The sequence below is a fragment of the Cryptosporangium phraense genome (assembly GCF_006912135.1).
Taxonomy (GTDB): domain Bacteria; phylum Actinomycetota; class Actinomycetes; order Mycobacteriales; family Cryptosporangiaceae; genus Cryptosporangium; species Cryptosporangium phraense.
The window spans coordinates 301155-326694 of sequence record NZ_VIRS01000004.1 but is presented as its reverse complement, the minus strand read 5'-3'; the positions used below and the strand labels follow the sequence as shown (position 1 = coordinate 326694).

Genomic DNA, 25540 nt, shown 5'->3' with positions numbered 1-25540 from the left:
CACGGAGACTCAGCCTGTGGCCCAGCCGACCGACACCCAGCCGGCTCGCCGGACGCAGGCCGATCGCAGCGCCGCTACGCGGCAGAGGCTGCTCGACGCCACGCTCGCCTGCCTGGTCGACGCCGGTTACGCCGGCACCACGACGACCGCGGTCGCCCAGCGGGCCGGCGTCAGCCGCGGCGCCCAGCTGCACCACTACGGCACCAAGGAGAAGCTGGTCGCGGCCGCGGTCGGGCACCTGGCCGACCAGCGCGCGGCCGTCGTCCGGGAGCAGCTCGCCGGCCTGGCCGGCGAGAACCAGCTCCGGCGCACGCTCGACCTGCTCGCCGACCTGCTCTCGGGCCCGCTCTACGCGGCCGCGGTCGAGCTCTGGGTCGCCGCCCGGAGCGATCCCGCGCTGCGCGAGGTACTGATCCCGGTCGAGGCGAAGCTCGCCACCGACCTGCGTGAGCTCTGCCGCGAGTACGTCACCCCCGACCCGCTGCTCCAGCAGATGACGCTCGACCTGCTCCTCGGCCGCGGGGTCAGCGGCCTGCTCACCGACTGGAACGCGACCCAGCGGGCCCGGGCCTTGGACGCCTGGGCTTCGATGCTGGCCTCGAGGGAGTGACGATGCGACGAACCCTGTACGACGAAGACCACGAGGCGTTCCGAGCGATCGCCCGCACGTTCCTGGCCAAGGAGGTCGTCCCGTTCCACGACGAGTGGGAGAAGGAGGGTCAGGTCGACCGGCGCATCTGGACCGCGGCCGGCGCCCAGGGCCTGCTCGGCACCGACGTCCCCGAGCAGTACGGCGGCGGGGGCATCAAGGACTTCCGCTACAACGCGGTGCTCTCCGAGGAGACGATCGCGGTCGGCGCCAGCGGCGTCGGGTTCTCGCTGCACAACGACGTCACCGCGCCGTACCTGCTCGAGTTCACCACCGACGAGCAGAAGCAGCGCTGGTTACCGGGCTTCTGCGACGGCACGATCATCACCGCGATCGCGATGACCGAGCCGGGCGCCGGCTCCGACCTCCAGGGCATCGCCACGACCGCCAAGCGGGACGGCACCGACTTCGTGCTCAACGGCTCGAAGACGTTCATCACCAACGGCATCCTCGCCGACCTCGTCCTCGTCGTCGCCCGCACCGACCCCGACGCGAAGGCCGCCCACGGCCTGAGCCTCATCGCGGTCGAGCGGGGCACGCCCGGCTTCGAACGCGGCCGCAACCTCGACAAGATCGGCATGAAGGCCCAAGACACGGCCGAGCTCTTCTTCGACGACGTCCGCGTGCCCGAGACCAACCTGATCGGCCAGCTCAACCAGGGGTTCTTCCACCTGATGTCGATGCTGCCCCAGGAGCGGCTCTCGATCGCGGTGGCCGCGGTCGCCGGGGCCCGCGCGGTCTTCGACCGCACGCTCCAATACACCAAGGAACGACGGGCCTTCGGACGTCCGGTCGGCAGCTTCCAGCACAACCGGTTCGTCCTGGCCGAGATGGCGACGGAACTGGAGCTGGCCGAAACGTACATCGAGAAGGCGATCCTGGAACACAACGAGGGCCGGTACACGGTCACCGACGCGGCGATGGCCAAGTGGTGGACGACCGAGATGCAGAAGCGGGTCGTCGACCGGTGTCTGCAGCTGCACGGCGGCTACGGCTTCATGCGCGAATATCCGATCGCCCGTGCTTACACGGATACCCGGATCACGACGATCTACGGCGGGACCACGGAAATCATGAAGGAGATCGTCGGGCGATCGCTCGGCGTCTAGCAGGAGGCGTCCCATGAGCACTGAGGCTTACGTCTACGACGCGATCCGCACCCCGCGCGGTCGCGGCAAGAAGACCGGGTCGCTGCACTCGGTGAAACCGATCTCGCTGGTAACCGGCCTGATCGACGAGGTCAGGGCCCGCAACCCGCACCTCGACCCGGGCGGCGTCGACGACGTCGTGCTGGGCGTGGTGAGCCCGGTCGGCGAGCAGGGCGGTGACATCGCCAAGACCGCGGCGATCGCGGCCGGCCTGCCCGACACGGTGTCCGGCGTCCAGCTCAACCGGTTCTGCGCGTCCGGCCTGGAGGCGGTCAACATCGCCGCCCAGAAGGTGCGCTCGGGCTGGGAAGACCTGGTGTTCGCCGGTGGGGTCGAGGCGATGTCCCGGGTGGCGATGGGCTCGGACGGCGGGGCCTGGGCCCAGGACCCGGAGACCGCGTACGAGACCGGGTTCGTGCCCCAGGGCATCGGCGCCGACCTGATCGCGACGCTGCACGGCTGGTCGCGCACCGACGTGGACGCCTACGCGGCCCGCTCGCAGGCCCGGGCGGCCAAGGCCTGGGCCAACGGGTACTTCGCGCGTTCGGTCGTGCCGGTGCGTGACCTGAACGGGGACGTCGTCCTCGACCAGGACGAGCACGTCCGGCCGGACACGACGGTCGAATCGCTGTCGGGGCTGCCCGCGAGCTTCGCCGGCATCGGTGACCAGGGCGGATTCGACGCGGTCGCGCTCGACCGCTACCACTGGGTCGAGAGCATCAACCACGTGCACACGGCCGGCAACTCGTCCGGGATCGTGGACGGGGCCGCGCTGGTGGTGATCGGCAGCGAGGAGGCCGGCCGGAACCACGGGCTGACCCCGCGGGCCCGGATCGTGTCGACCGCGGTCTCCGGTGCCGACCCGCTGATCATGCTCACCGGCCCGGCTCCGGCGTCGAAGAAGGCGCTGGCCAAGGCCGGGCTGACCGTCGACGACATCGCGCTGGTCGAGATGAACGAGGCGTTCGCGGCCGTCGTGCTGCGGTTCATGGCCGACACCGGGTTCTCCGAGGACATCGTCAACGTCAACGGCGGCGCGATCGCGATGGGTCACCCGCTCGGCGCGACCGGCGCGATGCTGCTCGGCACGATGGTCGACGAGCTGGAGCGGCGCGACGAACGGTACGGCCTGGTGACGTTGTGCGTCGGTGGCGGAATGGGAATCGCGACGGTGGTGGAGAAGCTGTGAGCATCCGTTGGGACCGCGACGAGGACGGCGTCGTCACGTTGACGCTGGACAAGCCGAGCTCGTCGGCGAACACGATGGACGCGGCGTTCCAGGCCGCGTTCGGCGAGACCGTCGACCGGCTGGTCGCCGAGAAGGACACGGTGAAGGGCGTCATCATCACGAGCGCGAAGAAGACGTTCTTCGCCGGCGGTGACCTCGACGAGCTGATCCGGGCCCGTCCGGAGAACCGGGCCGACCTGTTGGCGACGGTCACCGACATCAAGCGCCGGCTGCGCACGATCGAGACGCTCGGCGTGCCGGTGGTGGCGGCGATCAACGGGGCCGCGCTCGGCGGTGGGCTGGAGATCGCACTGGCTGCGCACTACCGGGTCGTGCTCGACACCCCGGCGACGAAGCTCGGCTTCCCGGAGGTGACGCTCGGCCTGCTGCCCGGCGCGGGCGGGGTCGTGCGATCGGTGCGGCTGCTCGGGCTGTTCAACGCGCTGCTTCAGCTCCTGCTGCAGGGTCAGCAGCTGCGTGCACCGGCGGCCAAGGACCTCGGGCTGGTGCACGAGGTCGTGAGCACCCCGGAGGAGCTGCTGGCTTCGGCGCGATCCTGGATCGCGGCGAACCCGACGGCGGCCCAGCCCTACGACACCAAGGGCTACAAGGTGCCCGGTGGCCTGCCGACCTCGCCGTCGCTGGCCGGGCTGCTGCCCGCGCTGCCCGCGAACCTCCACAAGCAACTCAAGGGCGCGAACCTGCCGGCCCCGCACCACATCCTCTGCGCCGCGGTCGAGGGCCTGCTGGTCGACGTCGACACCGCGTTCGTGATCGAGGGCCGGTACTTCGCCGACCTGGCGACCGGCCCGATCTCGACGAACATGATCCAGGCGTTCTGGTTCGACCTGAACCGGATCAACGGCGGTGGCAGCCGCCCGGACGGTGTTCCGTCGTTCGCGCCGACCAAGGTCGGGGTGATCGGGGCCGGGATGATGGGCGCCGGGATCGCCTACGTCACCGCGAAGGCCGGCATCGACGTCGTCCTGAAGGACGTGTCGGCCGAGGCCGCGGAGAAGGGCAAGGCGTACTCGCAGAAGATCCTCGAGAAGCGGCGCGGCACCCCGGAGAAGAACCAGGCGCTCCTGGCCCGGATCCAGCCGACCGACGACTACGCCGACCTCGCCGGCTGCGACTTCGTCATCGAGGCGGTGTTCGAGGACGTCGCGGTCAAGCACCGCGTGCTGGCCGAGGCGGCCGCGGCCGCCCCGGACGCGCTGATCACGTCGAACACCTCGACGCTGCCGATCACCGAGCTGCAGGAGGGCGCGGGCCTGCCCGATCTGGTCGGCGTGCACTTCTTCTCGCCGGTCGACAAGATGCCGCTGATCGAGCTGATCGTCGGCGCGAACACGTCCCCCGAGGCCGTGGCCAAGGCCTACGACTACACGCGGGCGATCGGGAAGACGCCGATCGTCGTCAAGGACAGCCGCGGGTTCTTCACCAGCCGGGTGTTCGGGACGATGGTCATGGAGGGCGCGGCGCTGCTGGCCGAGGGCCTGCCGGCGATGAGCATCGAGCGGGCCGCGCTGCAGTCCGGCTTCCCGGCCGGCCCGCTGACGCTGCTCGACGAGGTGACGCTGACGTTGCCGCTGAAGATCGAGGAGCAGGGCGGAGCCGCCGCCGAGCACCCGGGGCTGGCCGTCCTCCGAACCCTGGTGAACGAGCACGGACGCACGGGTAAGGCGGCCGGTAAGGGCTTCTTCGACTGGGAGCCGGCCAAGCAGGTCTGGCCCGGCCTGGCCGAGGTGTTCCCGCCGAACATGGACGGGCTGGCCCCCGGCAGCGGGCCCGGTGTCCGGTTCCAGGACGCCAAGGACCGGCTGCTGTTCATCATGGCGGTGGAGACCGCGCGCTGCTTCGAAGAAGGCGTGCTGAGCTCGGTCGAGGACGCCAACATCGGCTCGATCATGGGCATCGGCTTCCCGCCCGGGCTCGGCGGCGTTGCTCAGTTCGTCGACCAGTACGGGGTCGAGGCGTTCGTGGCTCGGGCCGACGAGCTGGCCGACAAGTTCGGCGAGCGTTTCCGTCCGCCCGCGCTGCTGCGCGACCGGGCCGTGGCGGCGGGCAGCCTGCGGGCCGCACTGGCGTGAGAAACGGCCGTGGAGGGCGCCCGCCCTCCACGGCCCACGGCCGGGTCAGCGCGGTGCGCCGACCGTCATCGTGGAGTCGGAGATGAGCAGCGCCGGATGACGCCCCGGCGCGAGCCAGCGGGCCAGCGTCGGGCCGGTCGCGGTCACGGTCACCCGGCCCAGGCGCGCGCGGCCGTGCAGGCCGATCCAGGCGCGACGCAGGGTCCCGCCGGACGGCTGCGCCACCCGCAGCCCGCCCACCACCGGGAATTTCGGGGTCGCCGCCCGGGCCGAAGCGCTGACCTGCCAGCCCTCGCCGGCCGCGGCGATCGACGACCCGCCCCAGGTGAACGTGGCCAGCGTCTTCGGCAGCGCCCAGTTGGCCCGGCCGCCGTGCACCGACGCCAGCGAGTCGACCGCGATGAACGGAATGTGCAGCGGCGGCACCGGCCACTCCCGCAGCAGCACCGGGCTGGCGAAGATCTCGTGGTACGGCCCCACCGGAGTGTCGAGGTACCGGACGAACGCCGCCAGCGTCACCGGGACGACCTTTCCCGGCAACGACACCGACGACGCGTCCGGGGTGGCGCGGTGCCACCAGAACGCGGCGTCGATCCGCGTCCGCCACGGCGCCGGAGCCGACGCGGTGGGCAGCTCGACGTCGGCGGCCAGCAGCGACTCGGGGACGCTCGGGATCTCGCGCAGGCTCACGACTGCTCCCGTACCGGGATCGTGGGAAACAGCAGCGCGGCCGGGGCGTGCGCGGGCACCGCCGGGTCGGCCGGCGCCACCGGGGAGATCCGCCGGTAGGCTGCTCCCGGCTCGGGCCGGGGATCCGCCTCGCCGCGGTTGGGCCAGAACGACGACGCCCGCTCGGCCAGCGCGGTGATCGTCAGGGCCGGGTTCACGCCGAGGTTCGCCGACACGGTCGACCCGTCCACGATCGACAGCCCCGGGTACCCGTGCACCCGGTGGTACGGATCGATCACGCCCTCCTCGGCCGACGCCCCGACGCCGCAGCCCCCGATGAAGTGCGCGGTCATCGGGATGTTGGCGAGGTCGGCGAACGATCCGCCCGGATCCCCCTCGACCAGGCGGGCCAACCGGCGCACGACGTCGTGCCCGACCGGGATCCAGCGCGGCGGCGGTTCTCCCGGCCCGGGACGGGTCCGCAGCCGCTGCCCGCCGAGGAGGCCGCGCTTGCCCGACACGACCAGCGAGTCGTCGTGCTCCTGCATCACCAGCGCGATCACGGTCCTCTCCGACCAGTGACGCACCGACAGGCTGCGCCACAGGGCCCCGGGATTGCGGGCCGCGACCTTGAGCGCACGGAGCCAGCGCGGACCCCGCCCGCCGTCCACCAGCAGCGTCTGCAGCAACCCGATGACGTTGCTCCCCGGCCCGTAGCGGACGGGCTCGACGTGGGTGGTCGGGTCCGGGTGGAAAGAGGCCGTGATCGCCACGCCCCTGGTGTAGTCGGTTCGCCGGTGCCGGGAGGTGGCGGCCAGCACCGCTTCGGAGTTCGTCCGGGTCTGGTGCCCGAGCCGTCCCGACAGCTTCGGCAGCGCCCCGCGGTCCTTCATCGCGTGCAGCAGTCGCTGGGTGCCGTAGGTCCCGGCCGCCAGCACGACGTGGTCGGCGGTGAACGTCCGGCGCTGTGATCGGCGTCCACTGCGGACCGTCTCGACGGTCCAGCCCGGGCGGATCGAGCGCACGGTGGTGAGCGGGTGCACCTCGGCGCCGGCCTGCTCGGCCAGGTACAGGTAGTTCTGGGTCAGCGTGTTCTTCGCCCCGACCCGGCAGCCGGTCATGCACGACCCGCACTCGGTGCAGGCCACCCGGTCCGGCCCCGCTCCGCCGAAGAACGGGTCTCCGCCCGTCGGCCCGAAGTACACCCCGACCGGCGTCGGGCGCCAGGTGTCGCCGGCCCCGATCTCGTCGGCGACGCGACGCATCACGACGTCGGCCGGCGTCACCGTCGGGTTGAGCGTGACGCCCAGCATCCGTCGGGCCTGGTCGTAGTGCGGCTCCAGCTCCGACGCCCAGTCGGTGATGCCGGCCCACTGCGGATCCTCGAAGAACGACGCCGGCGGCTGGTACAGCGTGTTCGCGTAGTTCAGCGACCCACCGCCGACCCCCGCCCCGGCCATCACCAGGACGTCGGGCAGCAGGTGGATCCGCTGCAGCCCGTAGCACCCGAGCTGCGGTGCCCACAGGTACCGCCGCAGGTCCCACGAGGTCTTCGGATACGAGCCGGAGTCGAACCGGCGCCCGGCCTCCAGTACCCCGACCCGGTACCCCTTCTCGGTCAGCCGCAGCGCGGTGACGCTCCCGCCGAACCCGCTGCCGACCACTAGGACGTCGTAGTGCACTCAAACCGCCTTCAGGTGGTAACTGTCGAGGTCGAAGCGGCGGGTGCGCTGCCGGTACCGCCAGGTGAACGTCGGCCACATCACGCTGTTGCGGCCGTTGCGGTCGAGGTACCAGCTCGCGCAGCCACCGGTGTTCCAGACCGAGTGGGCGAGCTGCCGCTGCATGGCGTCGGCCCCGGCCGACTCCACCTCCGCGCGGACCTCGACCGACGCCAGCCGCCCCCGGTCGAGCGTCCGGACCGCGTCGACGACGTAGCGGGCCTGCGACTCGAGCATGTAGATGATCGAGCTGTGCCCGAGGTTCGTGTTCGGGCCGTACATCAGGAACAGGTTCGGGAACCCGTGCACGGTGATGCCCAGGTGCGCCCGCGGGCTGCCGTCCCAGGTCTCGGCCAGCGACCGGCCGGCCGAGCCGGTCAGCAGCCGCGCCACCGGCGGCTCGGTCGGCGTGAACCCGGTACCGAAGATCAGCACGTCGAGGTCGTGCCCGCGGCCGGTCGCGTCGACGACGCCGGTCGGCGTCACCTCGGCCGCCGCCGCCGTCACCAGCTCGACGTTCGGCCGCTGCAGAGCCGGGAACCAGTCGTCGGAGAGCAGTGCGCGCTTGCAGCCGATCTGGAACGGCGGCCGCAGTTTCTCGCGCAGCTCGGGATCGCGCACCTGACGCTTGAGGTGCGTCTCGGCGACCAGCTGGAACGCCGGTAACGCCCGGGGCACGTGGGCCATGCCGACGACCATGCTCTCCCGGTACACGTACGTCGTCCCGCGGGAGATCTTCTGGGTGATCGGCCAGCGCCGGTACAGCGCCCGCTCCCCGGCGACGTACGGCCGGTCGCCCCGGGGCAACACCCAGCCGGGCGTCCGCTGGAACACGGTCAGGCGACCGACCTCGGGCGCGATCGCGGGCACGAACTGCACCGCCGACGCGCCGGTGCCGACGACGCCGACCCGCCGGCCGGCCAGCGGCACCGAGTGGTCCCAGCGCGCCGAGTGGAACGCCTGGCCGGCGAACGTCCCGATCCCCGGCAGGTCGGGCAGGCGCGGGGCCGACAGCGCCCCGGTCGCGGCGACCAGCACCTGCGCGCGCACGGTGCCCTGCGACGTCGTCGCGACCCAGTGGGTCCCGTCCCAGACCGCGTCGACCAGCTCGCAGCCGAACCGGATGTGGTCGATCAGCCCGGACTCCCGCGTCGTCCGGATCAGGTACCGGAGGATGTCCGGCTGCCGTCCGTACGAGTTCGGCCAGTCCGGGTTCGGCGCGAACGAGAACGAGTACAGCACCGACTGCACGTCGCAGGCGCACTCCGGATACGTGTTGTCGCGCCAGGTGCCGCCGACCTCGTCGGCTTTCTCGATGATCAGCAGATCGCCGGCGGACCGGTAGCCGGCCGCGCGGAGGTGCGCGGCGACCGCGAGTCCTCCGCAGCCGGCGCCGACGACCAGGACCCGTACCTCGGCGGGGAGCTCGTCGGGCACGTCTTCACCTCCGGCAGTGGAAGCGGAACCCAAAAAGATGCAGTCCTGACCGTATGTATGTTGGCGTTCGGCTCGGTTGCTGTCTAGGGCCATGCCAGATGTCATGGGGACGCGCGCCCGACCGGAGATACCGTGACCGGCATGACCACCGCCACCGACCTCGACCCGGTCCGGTCCGCGCTGGGCGCTGCCCCCGCCGACCCGACGCGGGCGAACGCGGCCTTCCAGGGTGCGCCCCGGATGGCGAAGTTCGGCTGGCTGTTCGGCGGGATCTGGCTGTTCTACCTGGTCCAACCACTCCAGGTGGCGTGGGAGCAGCACAACGTCGTGCTCCGGGTGCTCGGCGTCGTCGCGCTGGCCGCGTTCGCGATCTGGTACCTGCTGATTTTCTCGTTCGTCCGGTCGTCGAGCTTTCAGCGCTGGGAGAACGAGTACGTGCGCGGCTGGGTGGCGACCAGCGTGCTGATCCTGCTGGCCGCGCTGACCGTTCCGGCCTCGGGGGCCGACGCGCTGGCCACGTTCGTCTACCTCAGCGCCGCGGCGATGATGGTGCTGCCGTTCCGCCCCGCGTTCGGCGTCGTCGGGGCGCTGCTGGCCGTGACCGTAGGGCTCGACCTGTTCGTGCCCGGATACAGCACGGGCGCCGGTCTGATCTTCGGCATCGTGGTGTCCGCGTTGGCGATCTGGGGCGTCCGGCAGATGATCGCGCGGAACGTCAGCCTGATCCAGGCCCAGGAGACCGTGGCCGCGCTCGCGGTGGCCGAGGAACGGGCCCGGACGGCCCGTGACCTGCACGACATCCTCGGTCACTCGCTGACCGTCATCACGGTGAAGGCCGAGCTCGCCGGTCGGCTGATCCGCGTCGATCCCGACCGCGCCGAGGCCGAGGTCGCCGACCTCGAGCGGCTCTCCCGCGAGGCTCTGGCCGACGTCCGGCGGACGGTCAGTGGCTACCGGGCGGTGACGCTGGCCGGCGAGATCGTCAGCGCCCGCGTCGCTCTGGACGCCGCCGGCATCGACGCCCAGCTCCCGAACGCGCTCGACGACGTGCCGGGGGAGCGGCGGGAGCTGTTCGGCTGGGTCGTCCGGGAGGGCGTCACCAACGTGATCCGGCACGCGGCCGCCCGGAAGTGCGTCGTCCGGGTCACCCGCACCAGCGTGCAGGTCGCCGACGACGGCCGCGGCCCGGGCTGGGACGCCTCGGCCACGGCCGGGCCGGGCGCGACCTCGGAGGGGAACGGGCTCACCGGGCTCCGGGAGCGGGTCGAGGCGGCCGGGGGAACCCTGGTGCTCGGGCGGTCGGACCTGGGTGGTTTCCTGCTCCGCGTGACGTTGGACGGGGCCCGATGAGCGTCCGGCTGCTGCTGGCCGACGACCAGGCGCTCGTCCGCGGCGCGCTGGCCGCGCTGCTCGACCTGGAGCCCGACCTCGAGGTGGTCGCCGAGGTCGGGCGGGGCGACGAGGTCGTCGAGGCGGCCCGGAAGTCCGAGCCCGACGTCGCTCTGCTCGACGTCGAGATGCCCGGGCTGGACGGGATCGCGGCCGCGAAGGCGCTCCGCGAGGCCGTCCCGGGCTGCAAGGTCCTGATCGTGACGACGTTCGGCCGCCCCGGATATCTGCGCCGGGCGATGGAGGCGGGCGCCAGCGGTTTCGTCGTGAAGGACACCCCGGCGAAACAGCTGGCCGACGCGGTGCGCCGAGTGCACGGCGGCCTGCGGGTCGTCGACCCGACGCTGGCCGCCGAGGCGCTCGGCGCCGGCGCGAGCCCGCTCACCGATCGGGAGACCGACGTACTGCGAGCGGCCCGCGCCGGCGGCACGGTCGCCGACCTGGCCAAGGAACTGCACCTGTCGGAGGGGACGGTCCGCAACCACCTCTCGGCCGCGATCGGCAAGACCGGCGCGCGCACCCGCGCCGAGGCGGTCCGCCTGGCCGACCAGAACGGCTGGCTTCTTCGCTAGCTACTCGGTCGCGATCGCCCGGAGGACGTCCAGGCGAGCGGCGGTGCGGGTCGGCCGGGCTCCGGCCAGCAGTCCGGCCGCCGCCCCGCCGACCACGATCACGGCCAGCGGCACGGCCGGCACCGCGAACGACGAACCCGCCACCCGGACCAGCGCCCAGCCCAGCGCGGTGCCCAGCGCGGCCCCGAGCACGGTGCCGAACAGCGCGATCAACACCGACTCCCAGCGCACCAGCGACCGCACCTGGCGGCGCGTCGCCCCGACCGCCCGCAGCAGCCCGAGCTCCCGCGTCCGCTCGTGCACCCCGAGCGAGAGCGTGTTCGCGATCCCCAGCAGCGCGGTGATCACCGCGATCGCCAGCAGCACGTACACCAGGTTGAGCAGCTGACCGATCGCGTCCGCGTTCGCGCCGGCCAGTTCGTCCGCGTCCGACAGCGTCGGGTTGCCGAACGGACGCAACGCCGAGGTCAGCGCCTTCCGGCCGTCGGCCGGCGACACCCCGTCGGCCAGCCCGACGTACACGCTCTTGGCCAGCGCCTGCGACGAGTGCGGCGCCCATTCGGACGTGTCGAGCAGCACGGATCCGACCAGCGGATTGGCCCGGTACACGGTCGTGACGACGACGGTCGAGCGCACGCCGTCCGGATACCGCACCGACAAGCGGTCCCCGAGCGAGTGCCCGGAATCGGCCGACACCGCGACCTGCCCGGGGCCCAGCTCGGAAATGTCGGCTCCCGTCACGTCGGCAAAGGACACCAGGCGAGCCAGCGACGGCGGGTCGGCGAAGCTGACCTGGGCGCCCTGGCCGGCCAGCACCGCCTGGCCGGAACCGACCGACGCGACGGTCGCGACCTGGGGCAGGCGCGCGAGCGCCGGCGCGATGTCGGCCGACAGCGACCCGTTCCCGAACCGCTGACCGGAGCTGATCGCGAAGTCCCCCCGGAACGCGGTCTCGACGTCGGACGTGGACGACGCCTTCAGCGACCCGGCCGCGACCGTGAACAGCGTGACCACGCCGACGCCGATCAGCAGCGCGGCCGCGGCCCCGGCGGTCCGGCGCGGGTTGCGGCGGGTGTTCCCGCGGGCCAGCCGGGCCGTCACCCCGCGCACCGGGGTCGCGGCGAGCGGCCCGACCAGCAACGGAGCCAGCGCCAGCACCCCGGCCACGACCAGCACCGCCCCGACGCCGACCACGAACACCGCGGACCCCGCGCCGACCGCGACGAGCCCGGCGACGGCCAGCCCGGCCCCGGCGACCGCGCGCACCCGCGAGATCCGGGGTGCCTCGGCCGCGGCCTCGCGCAGCGCCTCGATCGGCGCGACCCGGGACGCCCGGACCGCCGGCGTCACCGCGGCGACGACCGTCGCGACGACGCCGACCGGAACGCAGATCGCGACCGTGGACAGCGGGAAGACGAGCCCGTCGACCGGCGCGTCGAACCCGAGCGCGCCGAACGCGGCCTTCAGGAGACCCGCTAGTCCGTACCCGGCCGCAACACCAGCGCCCGACGCCACGACGCCCACGATCAGCGCCTCGGCCAGTACCCCGGCCAGCACCTGGCGCCGGGTCGCGCCGACCGCCCGCAGCAACGCGGTCTCCCGGGTCCGCTGGGCGACCAGGATCGCGAACGTGTTGTGGATGCTCAGCACCGCGACCAGCAGCGCCACCCCGGCGAACGCGCCGAGCAGCGCGCGCAGGAACGTGAGGAACCCGTCCTCGATCGCCGATGTCGTCTCGTCGGTGGCCGCGTCGCCGGTGACCGCCTCGACGCCGGTCGGGAGCGATTTCGTGATCCGCTCGGCGAGCGTGGCCCGGGAGATCTCGTCGTCGGACCGGACCTGGATGCTGCTCAGCTGGTTCTTGCCGCCGACGACGAACGCGGTCGCGTCGGCCGGGGTCAGGCCCACGTACGACGTCGCGCCGAAGCCGCCGGAGTCGCCGAATCGCACGATGCCGACGACCCGGACCGGTCGCGGGGCCGGGGTGAGCAGCGTCGTGCGGTCGCCGACGTGCAGGTTCCCGGCCTCGGCGGTCGCCTGGTTGACGACGACGTCACCACTGTTCGCCGGGGGCCGTCCCTCGACCACGTGGTACGGGTTGAGCTCGCGGTCCGGCACCCAGCTCCCGGCGACCCGCGGCCCGTTGACCGCGATCGCGGTGCCGTCCCGGCCCAGCAGCTGACCGAAACCCTCGACGACCGGCTCGGCGACCGCGACGCCCGGCGTGTTCCGGACCGTGCTCAGCAGCGAGCCGGGGATCGGGGCCCGGGCCGGGTTGGGGCCGTCACCCAGCGCGGTTCCGCCCCGGACCACGACGTCGATCCCAGCGTTGGCCCTGGTGAAGAACCCGTCGATCGCGCTGGTCATCGTCGCGGTCATCGTCAGCGTGGCGGCGAGGAACGCGACGCCGAGCAGCACCGCGAGGAACGTCCCGGCCAGCCGTCGGCGTCGGGAACTGATCCCCGAGAGCAGGACGCGCCTCACGACCGCACCACCATCCGGTCGCGGACGACCTCCGCGGTCGGGGCGTCGATCCGGTCGACGACCCGGCCGTCGGCGAGCAGGACGACCTCGTCGGCGTAGCCGGCGGCGACCGGGTCGTGGGTGACAATCACGACCGTCTGGTGGAACTCGTCGACCGCGTGCCGGAGAAAGCCGAGCAGTTCGGCGCCGGACGCCGAGTCGAGGTTGCCGGTCGGCTCGTCGGCGAACACGACGTCGGGCCGGGTCGCCAGCGCCCGAGCGACCGCGACCCGCTGCTGCTGGCCGCCGGAGAGCTCGGACGGGCGGTGGTCCAGCCGGCCGACCAGCCCGACGGTGCTGGTGACCAGGTCGAGCCAGTCGTCGTCGGGCTGCTCGCCGGCCAGGGCCAGCGGGAGCGTGATGTTCTCGGCCGCGGTCAGCGTCGGCAGCAGGTTGAACGACTGGAAGACGAAGCCGACCCGCTCGCGGCGGAGCTTGGTCAGCGCGGTGTCGTTGAGCGTCGAGAGGTCGGTCTCGCCCAGGAAGACCTGGCCGGACGTGAGCGGATCGAGCCCGGCCAGGCAGTGCATCAGCGTCGACTTGCCCGACCCGGAGGGCCCCATGATCGCGGTGAAGCGTCCGCTGCCGAACGCGATCGTGACGTCGTCGAGCGCGGTGACCGCGGTCTCGCCCCGGCCGTAGATCTTCGTGGCCCGCTCGGTGCGGGCGGCGGTGTCGGTGGTCATCGGTTCTCCTGGCATGCAGTGCGTGCGATGGCATGCACAGGCTGGCTCTTCGGGTGGGGAGCGGTCGTCCACCCGGATTCGGCGCTTGGTCTACGTCAGGTTGCGTACGCGGGTGGGCTTTCTACGTCGGGCGGGGGACACCGGAACCCGAGCGCAGGCGGACGATTTCCCGGACGGGGCGGCCGAGGATCGGAGGCATGAAGCTGAGCCCGCGCTGGCGGAAGGTCGCGCTGGTCGTGCACGTCACGACCTCGGTCGGGTGGCTGGGCGCGGACGCGGTGCTGCTGGTCCTCGGGATCGCGGGCCTCACCGGAGCGGCCGGCGGTCCGGCCGGCGTCTACCCGGTCGCCGGGTTGATCGGTACCGTGCTGATCGCCCCACTCACGGTGGCCGCGCTGGTCACCGGGGTCGTGTCGAGCGTCGGCACCAAGTGGGGGCTGCTCCGGTACTGGTGGGTGGCGGTGAAGCTCGGGGTGACGGTGCTGATGAACGGCCTGGTGCTGTTCCTGCTGACGCCGGGCCTGCGCGAGGCGGCCCGGCTCGGCGGCGACCTGGAGTTCCGGGACGCGCTGAGTCTCGTGATCGCGCCGTCGGTGGCCTGCGTGCTGCTGCTGTTCATGACCGTGCTGAGCGTGGTGAAGCCGTGGGGCCGGACGGCTCGGGGCCGGGCGGTACGTCCGGTACGGCGGGTGCCGAGCGCCGCATGAGCAGACGGACCGACCTGCTGGACGCCGGGTTCGCGGCCGTGCTCGCGGCCGCGAGCGTGGCCGTCGCCGGCCCGACCCACACCGTGCAGACGACCGCGGATCGGGTCGACGGACCCGGATACGCGCTGATCGTGGTCGCGTGCCTGTCGCTGGCGCTGCGCCGGCGGTTCCCGACCGCGGTGCTGGCGGTGACCGCTGTCGCGGTGGCCGCGTTCCTGGGCCTCGGCTACCCGTACGGGCCGGTGCTGGTCTCGGTGGCGGTCGCGGTCTACACGGTGGTGCTGCGGTATCCGGTGCGCCGGGCGGTGATCAGCTGCGGAAGCGCGATGGTGGTGCTGCTGTCGCACCTGGCGTTCAACGGGTCGCTGCTGCCCGGGCTGGTACCCGGGTCGGCCTGGGTGATCGTCCCGTTCGCGCTGGGGACGGCGGTGAAGTTCAACCGCCAGGCGACGATCCGGGAGCGGGCCGCCGAAGCCCGCCGGGCCGCCGACGACGAGCGGCTGCGGGTCGCCCAGGAGGTGCACGACGTCGTCGGGCACGGGCTGGCCGCGATCACCATGCAGGCCGACATCGCGCTGCACCTGCTGCCGACGAAGCCGTCGCACGCCGAGGTGGCGCTGGCCGCGATCAGCGCGACGAGCCGCGAGGCGCTCGACGAGCTACGGACGACGCTGGCAGTTCTCCGGGCCGAGCGGGTTCCGACGGCGGGGCTGGCCCGGCTGGACGCGTTGACCGAGCGGATCGCCGCGAGCGGCACGCCGGTGTCGTCGACGATCACCGGAACCCGGCGGCCGCTGCCACCGGCCGTCGATCTGGTCGCGTACCGGGTGGTGCAGGAGGCGCTGACCAACGTGCTCCGGCACGCCGGGCCGGCGACCGCGACCGTCGCGGTCGACTACCGTGCGGACGCGGTCCGGATCGAGGTCACCGACACCGGCGTCGGCGGTCCGGTCGCCGAGGGGCACGGGATCTCCGGCATGCGGGAGCGGGTGGAGTCGGTGGGCGGAACGTTCTCGGCCCGGGGCGTTCCGGGTGGGTTCCAGGTCGCGGCGGAGCTGCCCGCGTGATCCGCGTACTGCTCGCCGACGATCAGGCGCTGGTGCGCCTGGGGCTCCGGGCGCTGCTGGAGAACGAGCCCGACCTCGAGGTGGTCGGTGACGTCGCAGACGGCCTCGCCGCCGTCGCTCTGGCGGCCGAGACACAGCCGGACGTCATCCTGATGGACGTCCGGATGCCCGGTATCGACGGGATCGAGGCCACCCGGCGGATCGTCGCCAGGCTGGCCGAGACCCGGATCATCGTGCTCACGACGTTCGAGATCGACGAGTACATCTTCGACGCGCTGCGGGTCGGCGCCTCGGGCTTCCTGCTCAAGGACACCCGCCCGGCCGAGCTCCTGGACGCGATCCGTCAGGTCGTCGCCGGGGGAGCGCTGCTCTCGCCGTCGGTGACCCGCCGGGTCGTGAAGACGTTCGTGGATGCGCCGAGCCGGGTGTCGAAGCCGCATCCGCGCTGGGCGAGCCTGACCGACCGGGAGCAGGAGATCGCTGCGCTGGTGGCCGAGGGCCTGTCGAACGACGAGATCGCCGATCGGCTGGTGATCAGCCCGGCGACCGTACGCACGCACGTAGGCCGAGCCATGCTGAAACTGGCCGCCCGAGACCGCGCCCAACTAGTCGTGTTCGCGATCCAGTCCGGCGCCTAGAGCGCTGATGTCGGGGTTCTCCAGAACGTGCTGCTCAGGCTTCGTGCGGGTTACCTCGAGCATGGCTCGGCCCAGTTTCTCGGTCGTCGTCGCGTACCTCGGCGCGAACCGGACGAGAAGCGTCGTCAGCGGGCCGGTCACCCGGTACGCCCACCGGTACACCGGCGTCTTCGGCCCCTCGCCGTGCATCGGGCGGATGAACCCGGGCCGGAACATGTACGCATCCAGCGGCAGCGCCAGCAGGTCGGCCTCGGTCCTGCCCTTGACCTTGGCCCACATCGACCGCCCGCTCGCGTCGGTGCCCTGGCCCGAGACGTACGTGAACGTCATACCCGGCGGCATCAGCCGCGCCACCGAGAGCGTGAGGTCGTAGGTGATCCGCCGGTAGTCGGCCTCCGACATCCCCACCGACGACACGCCGAGACAGAAGAAGCAAGCGTCGTACCCGCCGACCTGCTCCGCGGTGAGGGCCGACACGTCAGGCTGAACGATCTCCCGCAGCTTGGGGTCGCCCGAACCCAGAGCGGTGCGCCCGACCGCCAGGACCGACGTCACGTCCGGGGCGAGCAGACATTCCCGCAGAACGCCCTGGCCGACCATCCCGGTCGCGCCGAACAGGATCACCTTCATGCTGGGCGAACATACTCGGCGGCGGGGGCGGCCCGGTCGGGCCGCCCCCGCCGCCGGGAGTCAGAGGTGGAGAGGGGTGTCAGCCGCGGTCGGTGGGCCGGCGACGCTGGGCCCGGACGCGGACCGGACGGGTCGCGCGCCGCGCCTTGTCCGCCGCCCAGGTGAGCGCGAGGGCCCCACCGGTCAGGGTCATCACAGCGATCGCGAGAGGTGCGACTGGGTCCATTCGATGATCCTCGGGCGAGTCGGGACAGGCTGTCGAGTCAACGTGGCTGCTCCGCCGCGCGTTCCCGGACGGGTCACGCGCTGTTCACGAGGCTACCGCGCAAACAGGTGCTTCGCCGAGCCTCAGCAGCATCTGGCCCTCGAAGGCACCTGATAGGTGACACGGGCTCAGCCGTCCGGAGGTTCGATCTCAGCACTTGCTCAGCATGCACGTCGGCGGCAAACGTCCCTGCTTGAGCCGCTGTGACCGGAACCGCAGCATCCCGCGGCGAGACCGGTATGGGTGAGCCCGACCACAGTGCCGACGTCGAGCGCGATCTCGCGCTCCGGAGCAACTACGCGAGCTGGCTCACAGAGTTCTCCGCCGGAGCGGCACTATCGTCTGCTGATGGCTACAGGGCAGGTTGGCTGCACGATCGACGGCGGGGTGGCCACCGTCGTCCTCGACAACCCGGCCAAGCGGAACGCGATGACCACCGACATGTGGAACGCGATCCCGCCGTTGCTCGCCTCGCTCACCGCCGATCCCGACGTCCGGGTCGTCGTCGTCACCGGCGCCGGGGACGCGTTCAGCGCCGGCGCCGACATCTCGGCGCTCACCGGGCTCGAGCCCGGCGTGCCCTCACCGGCCGCGCTGGCCGAGGACGCGCTGGTGGCGTTCCCGAAACCGATCGTGGCCGCGATCCGGGGCTGGTGCGTCGGCGGCGGGTGCCAGGTCTCGGTGGCCGGTGACTTCCGGATCGCCGAGGAGGGCGCCCGGTTCGGCATCACCCCGGCGAAGATCGGCGTCGTCTATCCAGCGGCCACGACCGCTCGCCTGGTCGACCTCGTCGGGCCGGCGGCCGCGAAGTTCCTGCTGTTCACCGGCGACTTCATCGACGCCGAACGCGCGCTGCGCATCGGGCTGATCGACGAGCTGGTCCCGGCCGGGGCGCTCGACGCCCGGATCGCCGAGCTCACGACGACGCTGGTGAGCCGGTCCCAACTGACCCAGCACGCGGCCAAGGACCTCGTCCGGGCGGCCACGATCGAGCGTCAGACGTACTGGGAAGAGGCCGGGCGGGCCGAGCTGGCCGAGGGCGTCGCCGCGTTCGTCGAACGGCGGGAGCCGACGTTCCCGTGGCGGCCGGCATGAGGCCCCACGCCGGTCTGAAGCCCTACGTCATCGTCTCGGCGGCGATGTCGGTCGACGGGTACCTCGACGACACCTCACCCCAGCGCCTGCTGCTCTCCAACGAGGCCGACTTCGACCGGGTGGACGCCGTCCGGGCCGGGTGCGACGCGATCCTGGTGGGCGCCGAGACCGTCCGCCGCGACGACCCGCGGCTGCTGGTGCGCTCGGCCGCGCGCCGGGAGGCCCGGGTCGCGGCCGGGCTCACGCCGTCGCCGCTGCGTATCGTGCTGAGCCGGAGCGGCTCGCTGGATCCGGGGGCCGCCGTGTTCGGGCCCGGCGCCGAGACCGTCGTGTACCCCGGCGTCCCCCAGGTGCTGGCCGATCGCCGGATCCGGCGCCTGCTCGTCGAGGGCGGCAGCAGCGTCCAGGCCCAGTTCCTCACCGAAGGCCTGGTCGACGAACTGCACCTCGCGGTCGCGCCGTTCTTCGTCGGCGAACCGTCCGCGCCCCGATTCGCCGGCGTCACGAAGAACCCGCACTGGATGCGGCTGGCCGAGACGCGGACGATGGGCGACGTCGTACTGCTGCGCTACCTGCTCGGGCCACCCGATGGAGACTGAACCCACCGAGGCCGACCTCCACTGGCTGCGTCAGGCGATCGAACTCTCCCGCCGCTGCCCGCCCTCGGCCACGGCGTTCTCGGTCGGCGCGCTGGTCGTCGACGCCGACGGAACCGTGCTCTCCGACGGCTGGTCGCGCCGCGACGACCCGCACGAGCACGCCGAGGAGGCCGCGCTGGCCGGGCTGGCCGGCGTCCACCCCGACGCCACGATCTACAGCTCGCTCGAACCGTGCTCGGCCCGGGCGTCCCGGCCGCGGACCTGCACCGGGCTGATCCTCGAGTCCGGGCTGCGCCGGGTCGTGTTCGCCTGGCGCGAGCCGGCGATCTTCGTCGACTGCGACGGCGCCGAACAGCTCCGCGAAGCCGGCCGGACGGTCATCGAGGTCCCGTCACTCGCCCCGCTCGTCCGGAAGGTGAACTCTCACATCGTGGCTTCGTAGGGCAGCGTGAACCACACGGTCGTGCCGCCGCCGGGGGAGTCGGCCAGGCCGATGTCGCCGCCGTGGGCGGTGACGATCCGCTTGCAGGTCGCCAGCCCGATGCCGTTGCCCGCGATCTCCCTGGCTGACTCGTCGTGCACCCGGCTGAGCAGCGCGAACGCCTGCTCGCGGCGGTCCGGTGGGATCCCGATGCCGTTGTCGGCGACGCGGATCAGCCAGTGGTCGCCCTGCGGGGCCGCGCTCACGCAGACCTGCGGCGGGCGGTGCAGCCGCCGGAACTTCAGCGCGTTGCTGATCAGGTTCTGCAGCACCGCCCGGAGCTGGACCCGGTCGGCGCGAACGGTCGGCAGCAACCCGTCGACCTCCACGGTCCCGCCCACCGACGCGATCGCGTCGCGCAGGTCGTCGGTCAGGTCGGCCATGAGGTCGGCCACGTCGACGCGCTGGAAGCTCAGCGAACCACCGACGCTGGCGAAGTCGAGCAGGTTGCCGATCATGTCGCTCATCCGCTGGCTGGCCGCGAGGGCCCGCTGGGTGCACCAGCTCGCCTCCGGCTCGGCCGCGACCACCCCGACCTCGCTCAGGTTGTGGAGATAGCCGACGACGCTGGCCAGCGGGTTCTTCAGATCGTGGCTGACCTGGCCGGCGAACGCGGCCAGGTGCTCGTTCGAGCGGACCAGCTCCTCCCGGGTGTGCTCCAGCGTCGCGATCGCGTCGTGCAGCGCGAAGCTCTGCCGACGCAGCTCGAGGACGTCGACGACCTGGTGCGCGAGCAGTTCGAGCTGCTGGCGCTGGGCGTCGGTGATCTCCCGGACCTCCTCGTCGAACACGCAGAGCGTCCCGAGCACGTCGCCGCGCGGGGTGATCAGCTGGGTCGACGAGTAGAAGCGGACGTTGCCGATGGCCCCGGTGACGAACGGGCTGTTCGCCCAGCGCTCGTCGGTCCGGGCGTCCGGTAGGTAGACCGGCTCGGGCAGCGTCATCGAGATCGCGCACATCGAGTCCTCGCGGTCACAGACCGCCTGGGTGAACCCGTGCGCCGCGACCTGGTACTGGTGCGTGTCGTCGATCAGGTTGACGACGGCCTTGGGCACGCCGCAGATGTGCGCGGCGATGCTGGCGATGGCCTCCAGATCGGGCTCGGGAGGTTCGCCGATGACCGCGTAGGGCGCCAGCAACTGGGCCCGACCACGCGCGGGGCTCATCGTCACGTGGCCACATCGGCCCGGCGGCCCGCCAGCTGAGGAGAATGTGACGGCCGGGGGTCGATGTGGCAACTCCGCGGGTATGCGACGTGGCGCTTCGCTACTCTCGTCGGCATGAGGTTACGGCTGAGCGCTCCCCGATCGTGACCGCCGTCGACGTCACCCGCGAGGAGGGTCAGGGCTCGGGGGACGACCGTCGACGGGCGTTCGCGACGAATTGGGCCTGGGCTCTGCGTCGGGCCGGCACCCCGCCGCTCACCGCCGACGAGACCGAGTTGCGGCTGGCCGGCGCGGTCGGCCGGTTGATCGAGATCACCTCCAGCGAGCCGTTCGACGCCGCCCCGGCCGCGACCGTCGGGGCCGCGCTGGTGGGCACCGGGTTCGCCGAGCCGGTCGCGCTGGGCGAGAGCATCCGGCTGCTCGCGGCCGAATTTCCGGCCGTGCTGGCCGCGGAACCCGCACCCGCGCCGACCGACGTACCGGCCCGGCTGGCCGCGGTGTCGGCCGAGTTCGCGACCGGCTTCGCCGCCGCGACCCGCGAGCGGGCCTTCACCGCCCAGTCCGACGCCCAGCGGGCGCTGCGGGCCAGCGAGGCCCGGTTCCGGGCCGTGCTGGCCGGGGCTCCGGCCGGCATCGCGCTGGCGACGCCGGACGGCCAGCTCACCGACGTCAACGACGGGCTGGCGAACCTGCTCGGCCTGCCGGTCAGCACGCTGGTCGGCCGTCGGCTGGTCGAGTTCCTGGTGCCCGAGCACCGGGCCGGGCTGGAAGAGGCCTACGACCACCTGCGCACGTCCGAGGTGCCGCGGGTCCGGATCGAACGGCGCCTGGCCCGGCCGGGCGGTGAGGAGACCTGGCTCTCGCTCGGGCTGAGCCTGGTCGCCGACGAGTCGGGCGTCCCACGCTGGCTCACCGCGCTGGTGGAAGACGTCACCGAGCAGCGGGCGACGCGCCTGGCGCTGCTGCACGGCTCGGCCCACGACCGGCTCACCGGCCTGATCAACCGGGACGCGTTCGTCGAGCGGCTCACCGCGATCGTGCGCGAGCGGGGCGTCGAGCGCGTCGGGCTCTGCTACCTCGACGTCGACGGCTTCAAGGTCTTCAACGACAGCCTCGGCCATCCGGCCGGCGACGAATTGCTGGTCGCGTTGGCCGAGCGACTCCGCTCGGCGGCGGTCGGCGCGCTGGTCGCCCGCCTGGGCGACGACGAGTTCGGCGTCCTGCTGACCGGCACCACCGGGATAGCCGACGTCGAGCTGGTGGCCGCCGAGATCACCCGCGCGCTGGCCGCGCCGTTCACGATCGGGGACAGCAGGCTCACGCTCTCGGCCGGCATCGGCCTCGTCGAACACGCGGCCGTCGACGCGGACGCCGCCGACCTGATCCGCGCGGCCGAGCTGACGATGTACCGGGCCAAGGCCGAGGGCCGGGGGAGCCGCGCGGTGTACGACCCGCATCGCAACGAACAGCAGATCGCCCGCTACGCGCTCTCCACGTCGATGCCGGCCGCGCTGGAGCGGGACGAGTTCGTCGTCGAGTTCCAGCCGCTGGTCGGGCTGGCCGACGGCCGGGTGCGGGGCGCCGAGGCGCTGGTGCGCTGGCGGCACCGCGAGCTCGGGCTGCTCTCGCCCAAGCGGTTCGTCGGGCTGGCCGAGGAGACCGGCGCGATCGTCCCGATCGGCCGCCGGGTGCTCCAGCTGGCCTGCCGCCAGGCCGCTCGCTGGCGGATCGACGACGACCCGGCGCCGTACGCCAGCGTCAACCTCGCGGTCAGCCAGTTCCGCGACCCGGGCCTGGTCGACGACGTCGTCCGGGTGTTGGAGGAGACCGGGCTCGAACCGGGCCGCCTGCAGCTCGAACTCGCGGCAGGCACGGTCGCGGCCGCGAACGCGGCCCCGCTGCGGCGGCTCTCGGCGCTCGGCGTCCGGCTGGCCGTCGACGACGTCGGCGCCGGCTGGGCGAACCTCGGCCTGCTCCGCGAGCTGCCGGTCGACGTCCTGAAGCTCTCCGGCGGCCTGGTGCAGCGGCTCACCGGTGCCGAGCCGTCCGAGGCCGAGAGCCAGATCCTGGAGTCGCTCGTCACGCTCGGGCACGCGCTCGACCTGCAGGTCGTCGCCGAGGGCATCGAGACCGTCGAGCAGCACGACCGGCTCCGGGCGCTGGGCTGCGACACCGGGCAGGGCTGGTACTTCGCCCCGGCTCTGGCCCCCGACGACTTCATCCGCTATCTGCCCGGTTCGCCGGCGGTCGCTTCGAGGTGAACCAGTTCATTTCCCTCCCGGCCAACCTCCGTTAACGTGGCAGGGAACCGGCAGAGGCGTGGGCGGAGCAGCCCGGCCTGACCCTGCCGTGACCGGGGAAGCCTCTAGCCACGGGGGCTTTGCTCACCTGAGAGGGGGAGCTGCGGTGGGAGGACTGACCGTCGTGACTCCCGTCGGCTACGAACTCGGCCGCAGCGCACGGACCAGGGTGTCCCGCTCCGCGCAGGCCGAGCTCACCGACGACGGCCGGAATCCGTTGACGCTTCTCGCGGCCGCGGACGAACATCGCCTCCGGGAACTGCTTCCGCTCAGATATGAGCGGATGATCGCGTCCCCATTCAGCTTTTTCCGTGGTGCGGCCACCGTGATGGCGCACGATTTAGCGTTGTTGCCGCACAGCGGCCTGTTCGTGCAGGCCGGTGGAAATGCGCACCTGCAGAACTTCGGAATGTCCGGAACCCCCGATCGGCGGCTGGTTTTCGATCAGAACGATTTCGACGAGACGCTCGAAGCGCCGTTCGAATGGGATCTGAAGAGGCTGGTCAGCAGCGTGATCCTGGCCGGCCGGGCGAATCGCTTCAAGAACGGTGAGGCGTCGGCCGCGGCCGCCGGTGCGGCGGCCGGGTACCGCGAAGCAATGAGCGAGTACGCCACGAAACGCGCGCTCGAAGTGTGGTACGACCGGGTCGAGGTCGACGACATCGTGCCGTTGCTGAAGCGCGGGCGGTCGAGCGTCCCCACGTTGCAGGCGGTCCAGAAGGCCCGCAGCCGCGATCACCTCAGCGCGGCCGCGAAACTGACCGAACGGGTCGACGGTGAGTGGCGGCTCCGGGAGGATCCGCCGTTGCTCACCCACGTCCCCGACACCTCCGACGAGGGCATGGACGAGGAGCTGGTGCGCCGCTGCATCCGCGAGTACCGGCAGACGCTGCCCGCCGATCGCCGCGTGCTGCTCGACCGGTACACGTTCGTCGACTTCGCGCGGAAGGTCGTCGGGGTCGGCAGCGTGGGCAGCCGCTGCTGGGTCGTGCTGCTGGCCGCGTCCACCAACGACCCGCTGTTGTTGCAGGTCAAGGAGGCCGGTCAGTCGGTCCTCGAATGGCACCTGACGCCGAGCCCGTACCGGAACGCCGGCCAGCGCGTCGTCGAGGGGCAGCGCCTGATCCAGGCCGCGCCGGACGTTCTGCTCGGCTGGTTCCGCGATCCGGCGGCCGGTCACGACTACTACGTCCGCCAGCTGTGGGACGCGAAGGGCTCGTTCGACACCTCGACGTTCGACGCCGCCGGGCTGACGAAGTACGCGCGGGTCTGCGGCCGGGTGCTGGCCCGGGCGCACGCCCGCAGCGGTGATCCGGCCGCGATCGCCGGCTACATCGGCCAGGGCGACCGGTTCGATCGATCGATGCTGAAGTTCGGGCAGGCCTACGCCGACCGCACCGAGGCCGACCACGCCCTGCTGGTCGAGGCCGTCGCGGCGGAGGCGATGCCCGCGCCGCAAGCGTCCGCTCGCCGGGCGTCGACCGGCGTACCGGTCGACGCCCCGCTCCGAGCCTGACGAGCCGGGTGGTTCCAGCTAGGAACTGATGGGGCCACCCGGAACTCGATCAGTAGTTCGCGTAGTAGATCTCTTTCACGACGAGCACGTAGCGCCCGCCCTCGCGACGGCAGTCGAAGTCGCTCCACCGGTCGTTGCGGTACCGGCTACCGATCCGCCACGCCTCGTCGTACGAGTCGTAGCGCCCGTAGTTCTTCCACCGGTAACGCTTCTCGTGGTGCCAGCGCTTCTTGTAGTGCCACCGCTTGTACTCGTGACGGTCGCCGCCGTAGCAGCAGTCGTCATCGTCGTCGTGGCCGCGCCAGGCGACCGAGCTGCTCGGCGCGCTCGCGCCGATCGTCGCCGTCCGTCCGGTGACGGTGGCCGCGTCGGCCGACGGCGCGGCGCCCAGCGCTGCACCGCCCGCAATCGCCAGGCCGGCGATCGCGACCGCAGCGCGCTTGATGCTGTTTCGCATGCCCTACCTCCTTTAGGTCCCGCGTGATGGGCAGGTAGGAACTCAACCAGAATCGCTCAAATAGGGCAAATAGCGTGAAGGTGATGTCAGTGACGACAAGTGTGGTATCGCACGAGTGGTGCGCGCCGGTCCAAATTGGAGCGGAGAAGCGTCGCGATCGGGAGGGGGTGCACTTGCGGCGGCTCATTTCCGGTAAGGTGCCGGAGGTCTAGTCGCGGCGCGCGGCCCGAGTTAGCGCGTCGTTCTACGGCTATTGGGTTAAGGCGAGATTTCGGCAGGTGACCGCGGAGCGTGGAACGTCGACGCACTGCCGTTGACGCGGCCGTTTAAGCGCAGATGTCGCCGTGAGTAAGCGTAAAAATACGCTGCGAAAGCGAAACCCGAATCTATTTATCGAGCGTACCTATGGGTAGGCTCCGCCCGTTCACGATTCGGGCAAACCGCTAAAAAGGTACCGCTATTTATTTGCCGCCTACGCCGATCGGCCTGTGATTCTTGTGGTTA

Annotated in this window: 23 protein-coding genes; 14 read left to right on the top strand and 9 right to left on the bottom strand. The window is 72.0% G+C overall.

The genetic code is table 11. The features are described from left to right. Positions 1–16 precede the first annotated feature (16 nt). Genes FL583_RS08505 through FL583_RS08490 form a run of 4 tightly spaced genes read left to right on the top strand, consistent with a single transcriptional unit; the run spans position 17 to position 5118 of the window. Entirely contained in the window at positions 17–610 is a 594-nt protein-coding gene (locus tag FL583_RS08505) for a TetR/AcrR family transcriptional regulator (protein WP_205751944.1), read from the top strand. Between the two features lie 2 nt (positions 611–612). Next, the gene (locus FL583_RS08500) at positions 613–1758 is read left to right on the top strand and encodes an acyl-CoA dehydrogenase family protein (protein WP_142703967.1); all 1146 of its coding nucleotides are present in this window, start codon (positions 613–615) and stop codon (positions 1756–1758) included. Between the two features lie 13 nt (positions 1759–1771). Then, positions 1772–2986 (top strand): acetyl-CoA C-acetyltransferase, encoded by a 1215-nt coding sequence (locus FL583_RS08495; RefSeq protein WP_142703966.1) that lies wholly within the window; start codon positions 1772–1774, stop codon positions 2984–2986. Further along, on the top strand, positions 2983–5118 hold the full coding sequence (locus FL583_RS08490; protein ID WP_240746623.1) for a 3-hydroxyacyl-CoA dehydrogenase NAD-binding domain-containing protein: 2136 nt from the start codon (positions 2983–2985) through the stop codon (positions 5116–5118). Before FL583_RS08495 ends, FL583_RS08490 begins: the two co-directional genes overlap by 4 nt. A gap of 45 nt (positions 5119–5163) precedes the next feature. Here FL583_RS08490 and FL583_RS08485 read toward each other — a convergent pair whose 3' ends face one another. The 3 genes from FL583_RS08485 to FL583_RS08475 are packed head-to-tail and all read right to left on the bottom strand — an operon-like array spanning position 5164 to position 8945. After that, positions 5164–5808, bottom strand: a complete 645-nt coding sequence (locus tag FL583_RS08485) for an acetoacetate decarboxylase family protein (protein WP_205751943.1) — start codon at positions 5806–5808, stop codon at positions 5164–5166. Then, positions 5805–7469 carry a GMC oxidoreductase gene (locus tag FL583_RS08480; RefSeq protein ID WP_142703965.1) on the bottom strand — a complete coding sequence of 555 codons (1665 nt, stop codon included), beginning with the start codon at positions 7467–7469 and terminating at the stop codon, positions 5805–5807. Before FL583_RS08480 ends, FL583_RS08485 begins: the two co-directional genes overlap by 4 nt. Beyond that, positions 7470–8945: a flavin-containing monooxygenase gene (locus tag FL583_RS08475; RefSeq protein WP_240746622.1), complete on the bottom strand. Its 1476-nt coding sequence runs from the start codon at positions 8943–8945 to the stop codon at positions 7470–7472. It lies immediately after the preceding gene. Positions 8946–9086: 141 nt separating this feature from the next. On the opposite strand from FL583_RS08475, the gene FL583_RS08470 reads away from it, so the two are divergent. Beyond that, entirely contained in the window at positions 9087–10295 is a 1209-nt protein-coding gene (locus FL583_RS08470) for a sensor histidine kinase (RefSeq protein WP_205751942.1), read from the top strand. After that, positions 10292–10906 (top strand): response regulator transcription factor, encoded by a 615-nt coding sequence (locus tag FL583_RS08465; protein ID WP_142703963.1) that lies wholly within the window; start codon positions 10292–10294, stop codon positions 10904–10906. Before FL583_RS08470 ends, FL583_RS08465 begins: the two co-directional genes overlap by 4 nt. Here the strand turns inward: FL583_RS08465 and FL583_RS08460 are convergent, their stop codons facing one another. Both FL583_RS08460 and FL583_RS08455 read right to left on the bottom strand, forming a co-directional pair. Next, complete coding sequence (locus FL583_RS08460) at positions 10907–13390, bottom strand: ABC transporter permease (protein ID WP_142703962.1); 2484 nt, start codon at positions 13388–13390, stop codon at positions 10907–10909. It lies immediately after the preceding gene. Beyond that, the gene (locus tag FL583_RS08455) at positions 13387–14115 is read right to left on the bottom strand and encodes an ABC transporter ATP-binding protein (RefSeq protein WP_205751941.1); all 729 of its coding nucleotides are present in this window, start codon (positions 14113–14115) and stop codon (positions 13387–13389) included. The genes FL583_RS08460 and FL583_RS08455 overlap by 4 nt, the downstream gene beginning before the upstream one ends. 197 nt (positions 14116–14312) lie before the next feature. On the opposite strand from FL583_RS08455, the gene FL583_RS08450 reads away from it, so the two are divergent. From FL583_RS08450 to FL583_RS08440, 3 genes are read left to right on the top strand one after another with little or no spacing between them, the layout of a single operon-like run. Continuing rightward, complete coding sequence (locus FL583_RS08450) at positions 14313–14822, top strand: P-loop NTPase family protein (RefSeq protein WP_142703960.1); 510 nt, start codon at positions 14313–14315, stop codon at positions 14820–14822. Further along, entirely contained in the window at positions 14819–15889 is a 1071-nt protein-coding gene (locus FL583_RS08445; protein WP_142703959.1) for a sensor histidine kinase, read from the top strand. The genes FL583_RS08450 and FL583_RS08445 overlap by 4 nt, the downstream gene beginning before the upstream one ends. After that, positions 15886–16527: a response regulator gene (locus FL583_RS08440; RefSeq protein WP_142703958.1), complete on the top strand. Its 642-nt coding sequence runs from the start codon at positions 15886–15888 to the stop codon at positions 16525–16527. The genes FL583_RS08445 and FL583_RS08440 overlap by 4 nt, the downstream gene beginning before the upstream one ends. Here FL583_RS08440 and FL583_RS08435 read toward each other — a convergent pair. Then, positions 16495–17157 carry a Rossmann-fold NAD(P)-binding domain-containing protein gene (locus FL583_RS08435; protein ID WP_142703957.1) on the bottom strand — a complete coding sequence of 221 codons (663 nt, stop codon included), beginning with the start codon at positions 17155–17157 and terminating at the stop codon, positions 16495–16497. The genes FL583_RS08440 and FL583_RS08435 overlap by 33 nt on opposite strands. A gap of 79 nt (positions 17158–17236) precedes the next feature. Then, positions 17237–17383, bottom strand: coding sequence for a hypothetical protein (locus tag FL583_RS40015; RefSeq protein ID WP_170323549.1), 147 nt, complete (start codon positions 17381–17383; stop codon positions 17237–17239). A gap of 387 nt (positions 17384–17770) precedes the next feature. Here FL583_RS40015 and FL583_RS08430 point away from each other — a divergent pair, with 387 nt between their 5' ends. The 3 genes from FL583_RS08430 to FL583_RS08420 are packed head-to-tail and all read left to right on the top strand — an operon-like array spanning position 17771 to position 19558. Continuing rightward, the gene (locus tag FL583_RS08430; protein WP_142703956.1) at positions 17771–18517 is read left to right on the top strand and encodes an enoyl-CoA hydratase/isomerase family protein; all 747 of its coding nucleotides are present in this window, start codon (positions 17771–17773) and stop codon (positions 18515–18517) included. Beyond that, entirely contained in the window at positions 18514–19116 is a 603-nt protein-coding gene (locus FL583_RS08425) for a RibD family protein (protein ID WP_142703955.1), read from the top strand. Before FL583_RS08430 ends, FL583_RS08425 begins: the two co-directional genes overlap by 4 nt. Next, positions 19106–19558, top strand: a complete 453-nt coding sequence (locus FL583_RS08420; RefSeq protein WP_142703954.1) for a cytidine/deoxycytidylate deaminase family protein — start codon at positions 19106–19108, stop codon at positions 19556–19558. The genes FL583_RS08425 and FL583_RS08420 overlap by 11 nt, the downstream gene beginning before the upstream one ends. Here FL583_RS08420 and FL583_RS08415 read toward each other — a convergent pair. Beyond that, the gene (locus tag FL583_RS08415; RefSeq protein ID WP_142704035.1) at positions 19540–20763 is read right to left on the bottom strand and encodes a GAF domain-containing sensor histidine kinase; all 1224 of its coding nucleotides are present in this window, start codon (positions 20761–20763) and stop codon (positions 19540–19542) included. The two genes, FL583_RS08420 and FL583_RS08415, sit on opposite strands and share 19 nt — an antisense overlap. 143 nt (positions 20764–20906) lie before the next feature. On the opposite strand from FL583_RS08415, the gene FL583_RS08410 reads away from it, so the two are divergent. Both FL583_RS08410 and FL583_RS08405 read left to right on the top strand, forming a co-directional pair. Then, positions 20907–23024 carry a putative bifunctional diguanylate cyclase/phosphodiesterase gene (locus tag FL583_RS08410; protein WP_142703953.1) on the top strand — a complete coding sequence of 706 codons (2118 nt, stop codon included), beginning with the start codon at positions 20907–20909 and terminating at the stop codon, positions 23022–23024. A 145-nt stretch (positions 23025–23169) separates the two neighbouring features. Beyond that, the gene (locus tag FL583_RS08405; RefSeq protein WP_205751939.1) at positions 23170–24579 is read left to right on the top strand and encodes a DUF2252 domain-containing protein; all 1410 of its coding nucleotides are present in this window, start codon (positions 23170–23172) and stop codon (positions 24577–24579) included. Between the two features lie 49 nt (positions 24580–24628). Here FL583_RS08405 and FL583_RS08400 read toward each other — a convergent pair whose 3' ends face one another. Further along, positions 24629–25036 carry a hypothetical protein gene (locus FL583_RS08400; protein ID WP_142703952.1) on the bottom strand — a complete coding sequence of 136 codons (408 nt, stop codon included), beginning with the start codon at positions 25034–25036 and terminating at the stop codon, positions 24629–24631. Positions 25037–25540: the final 504 nt, after the last annotated feature.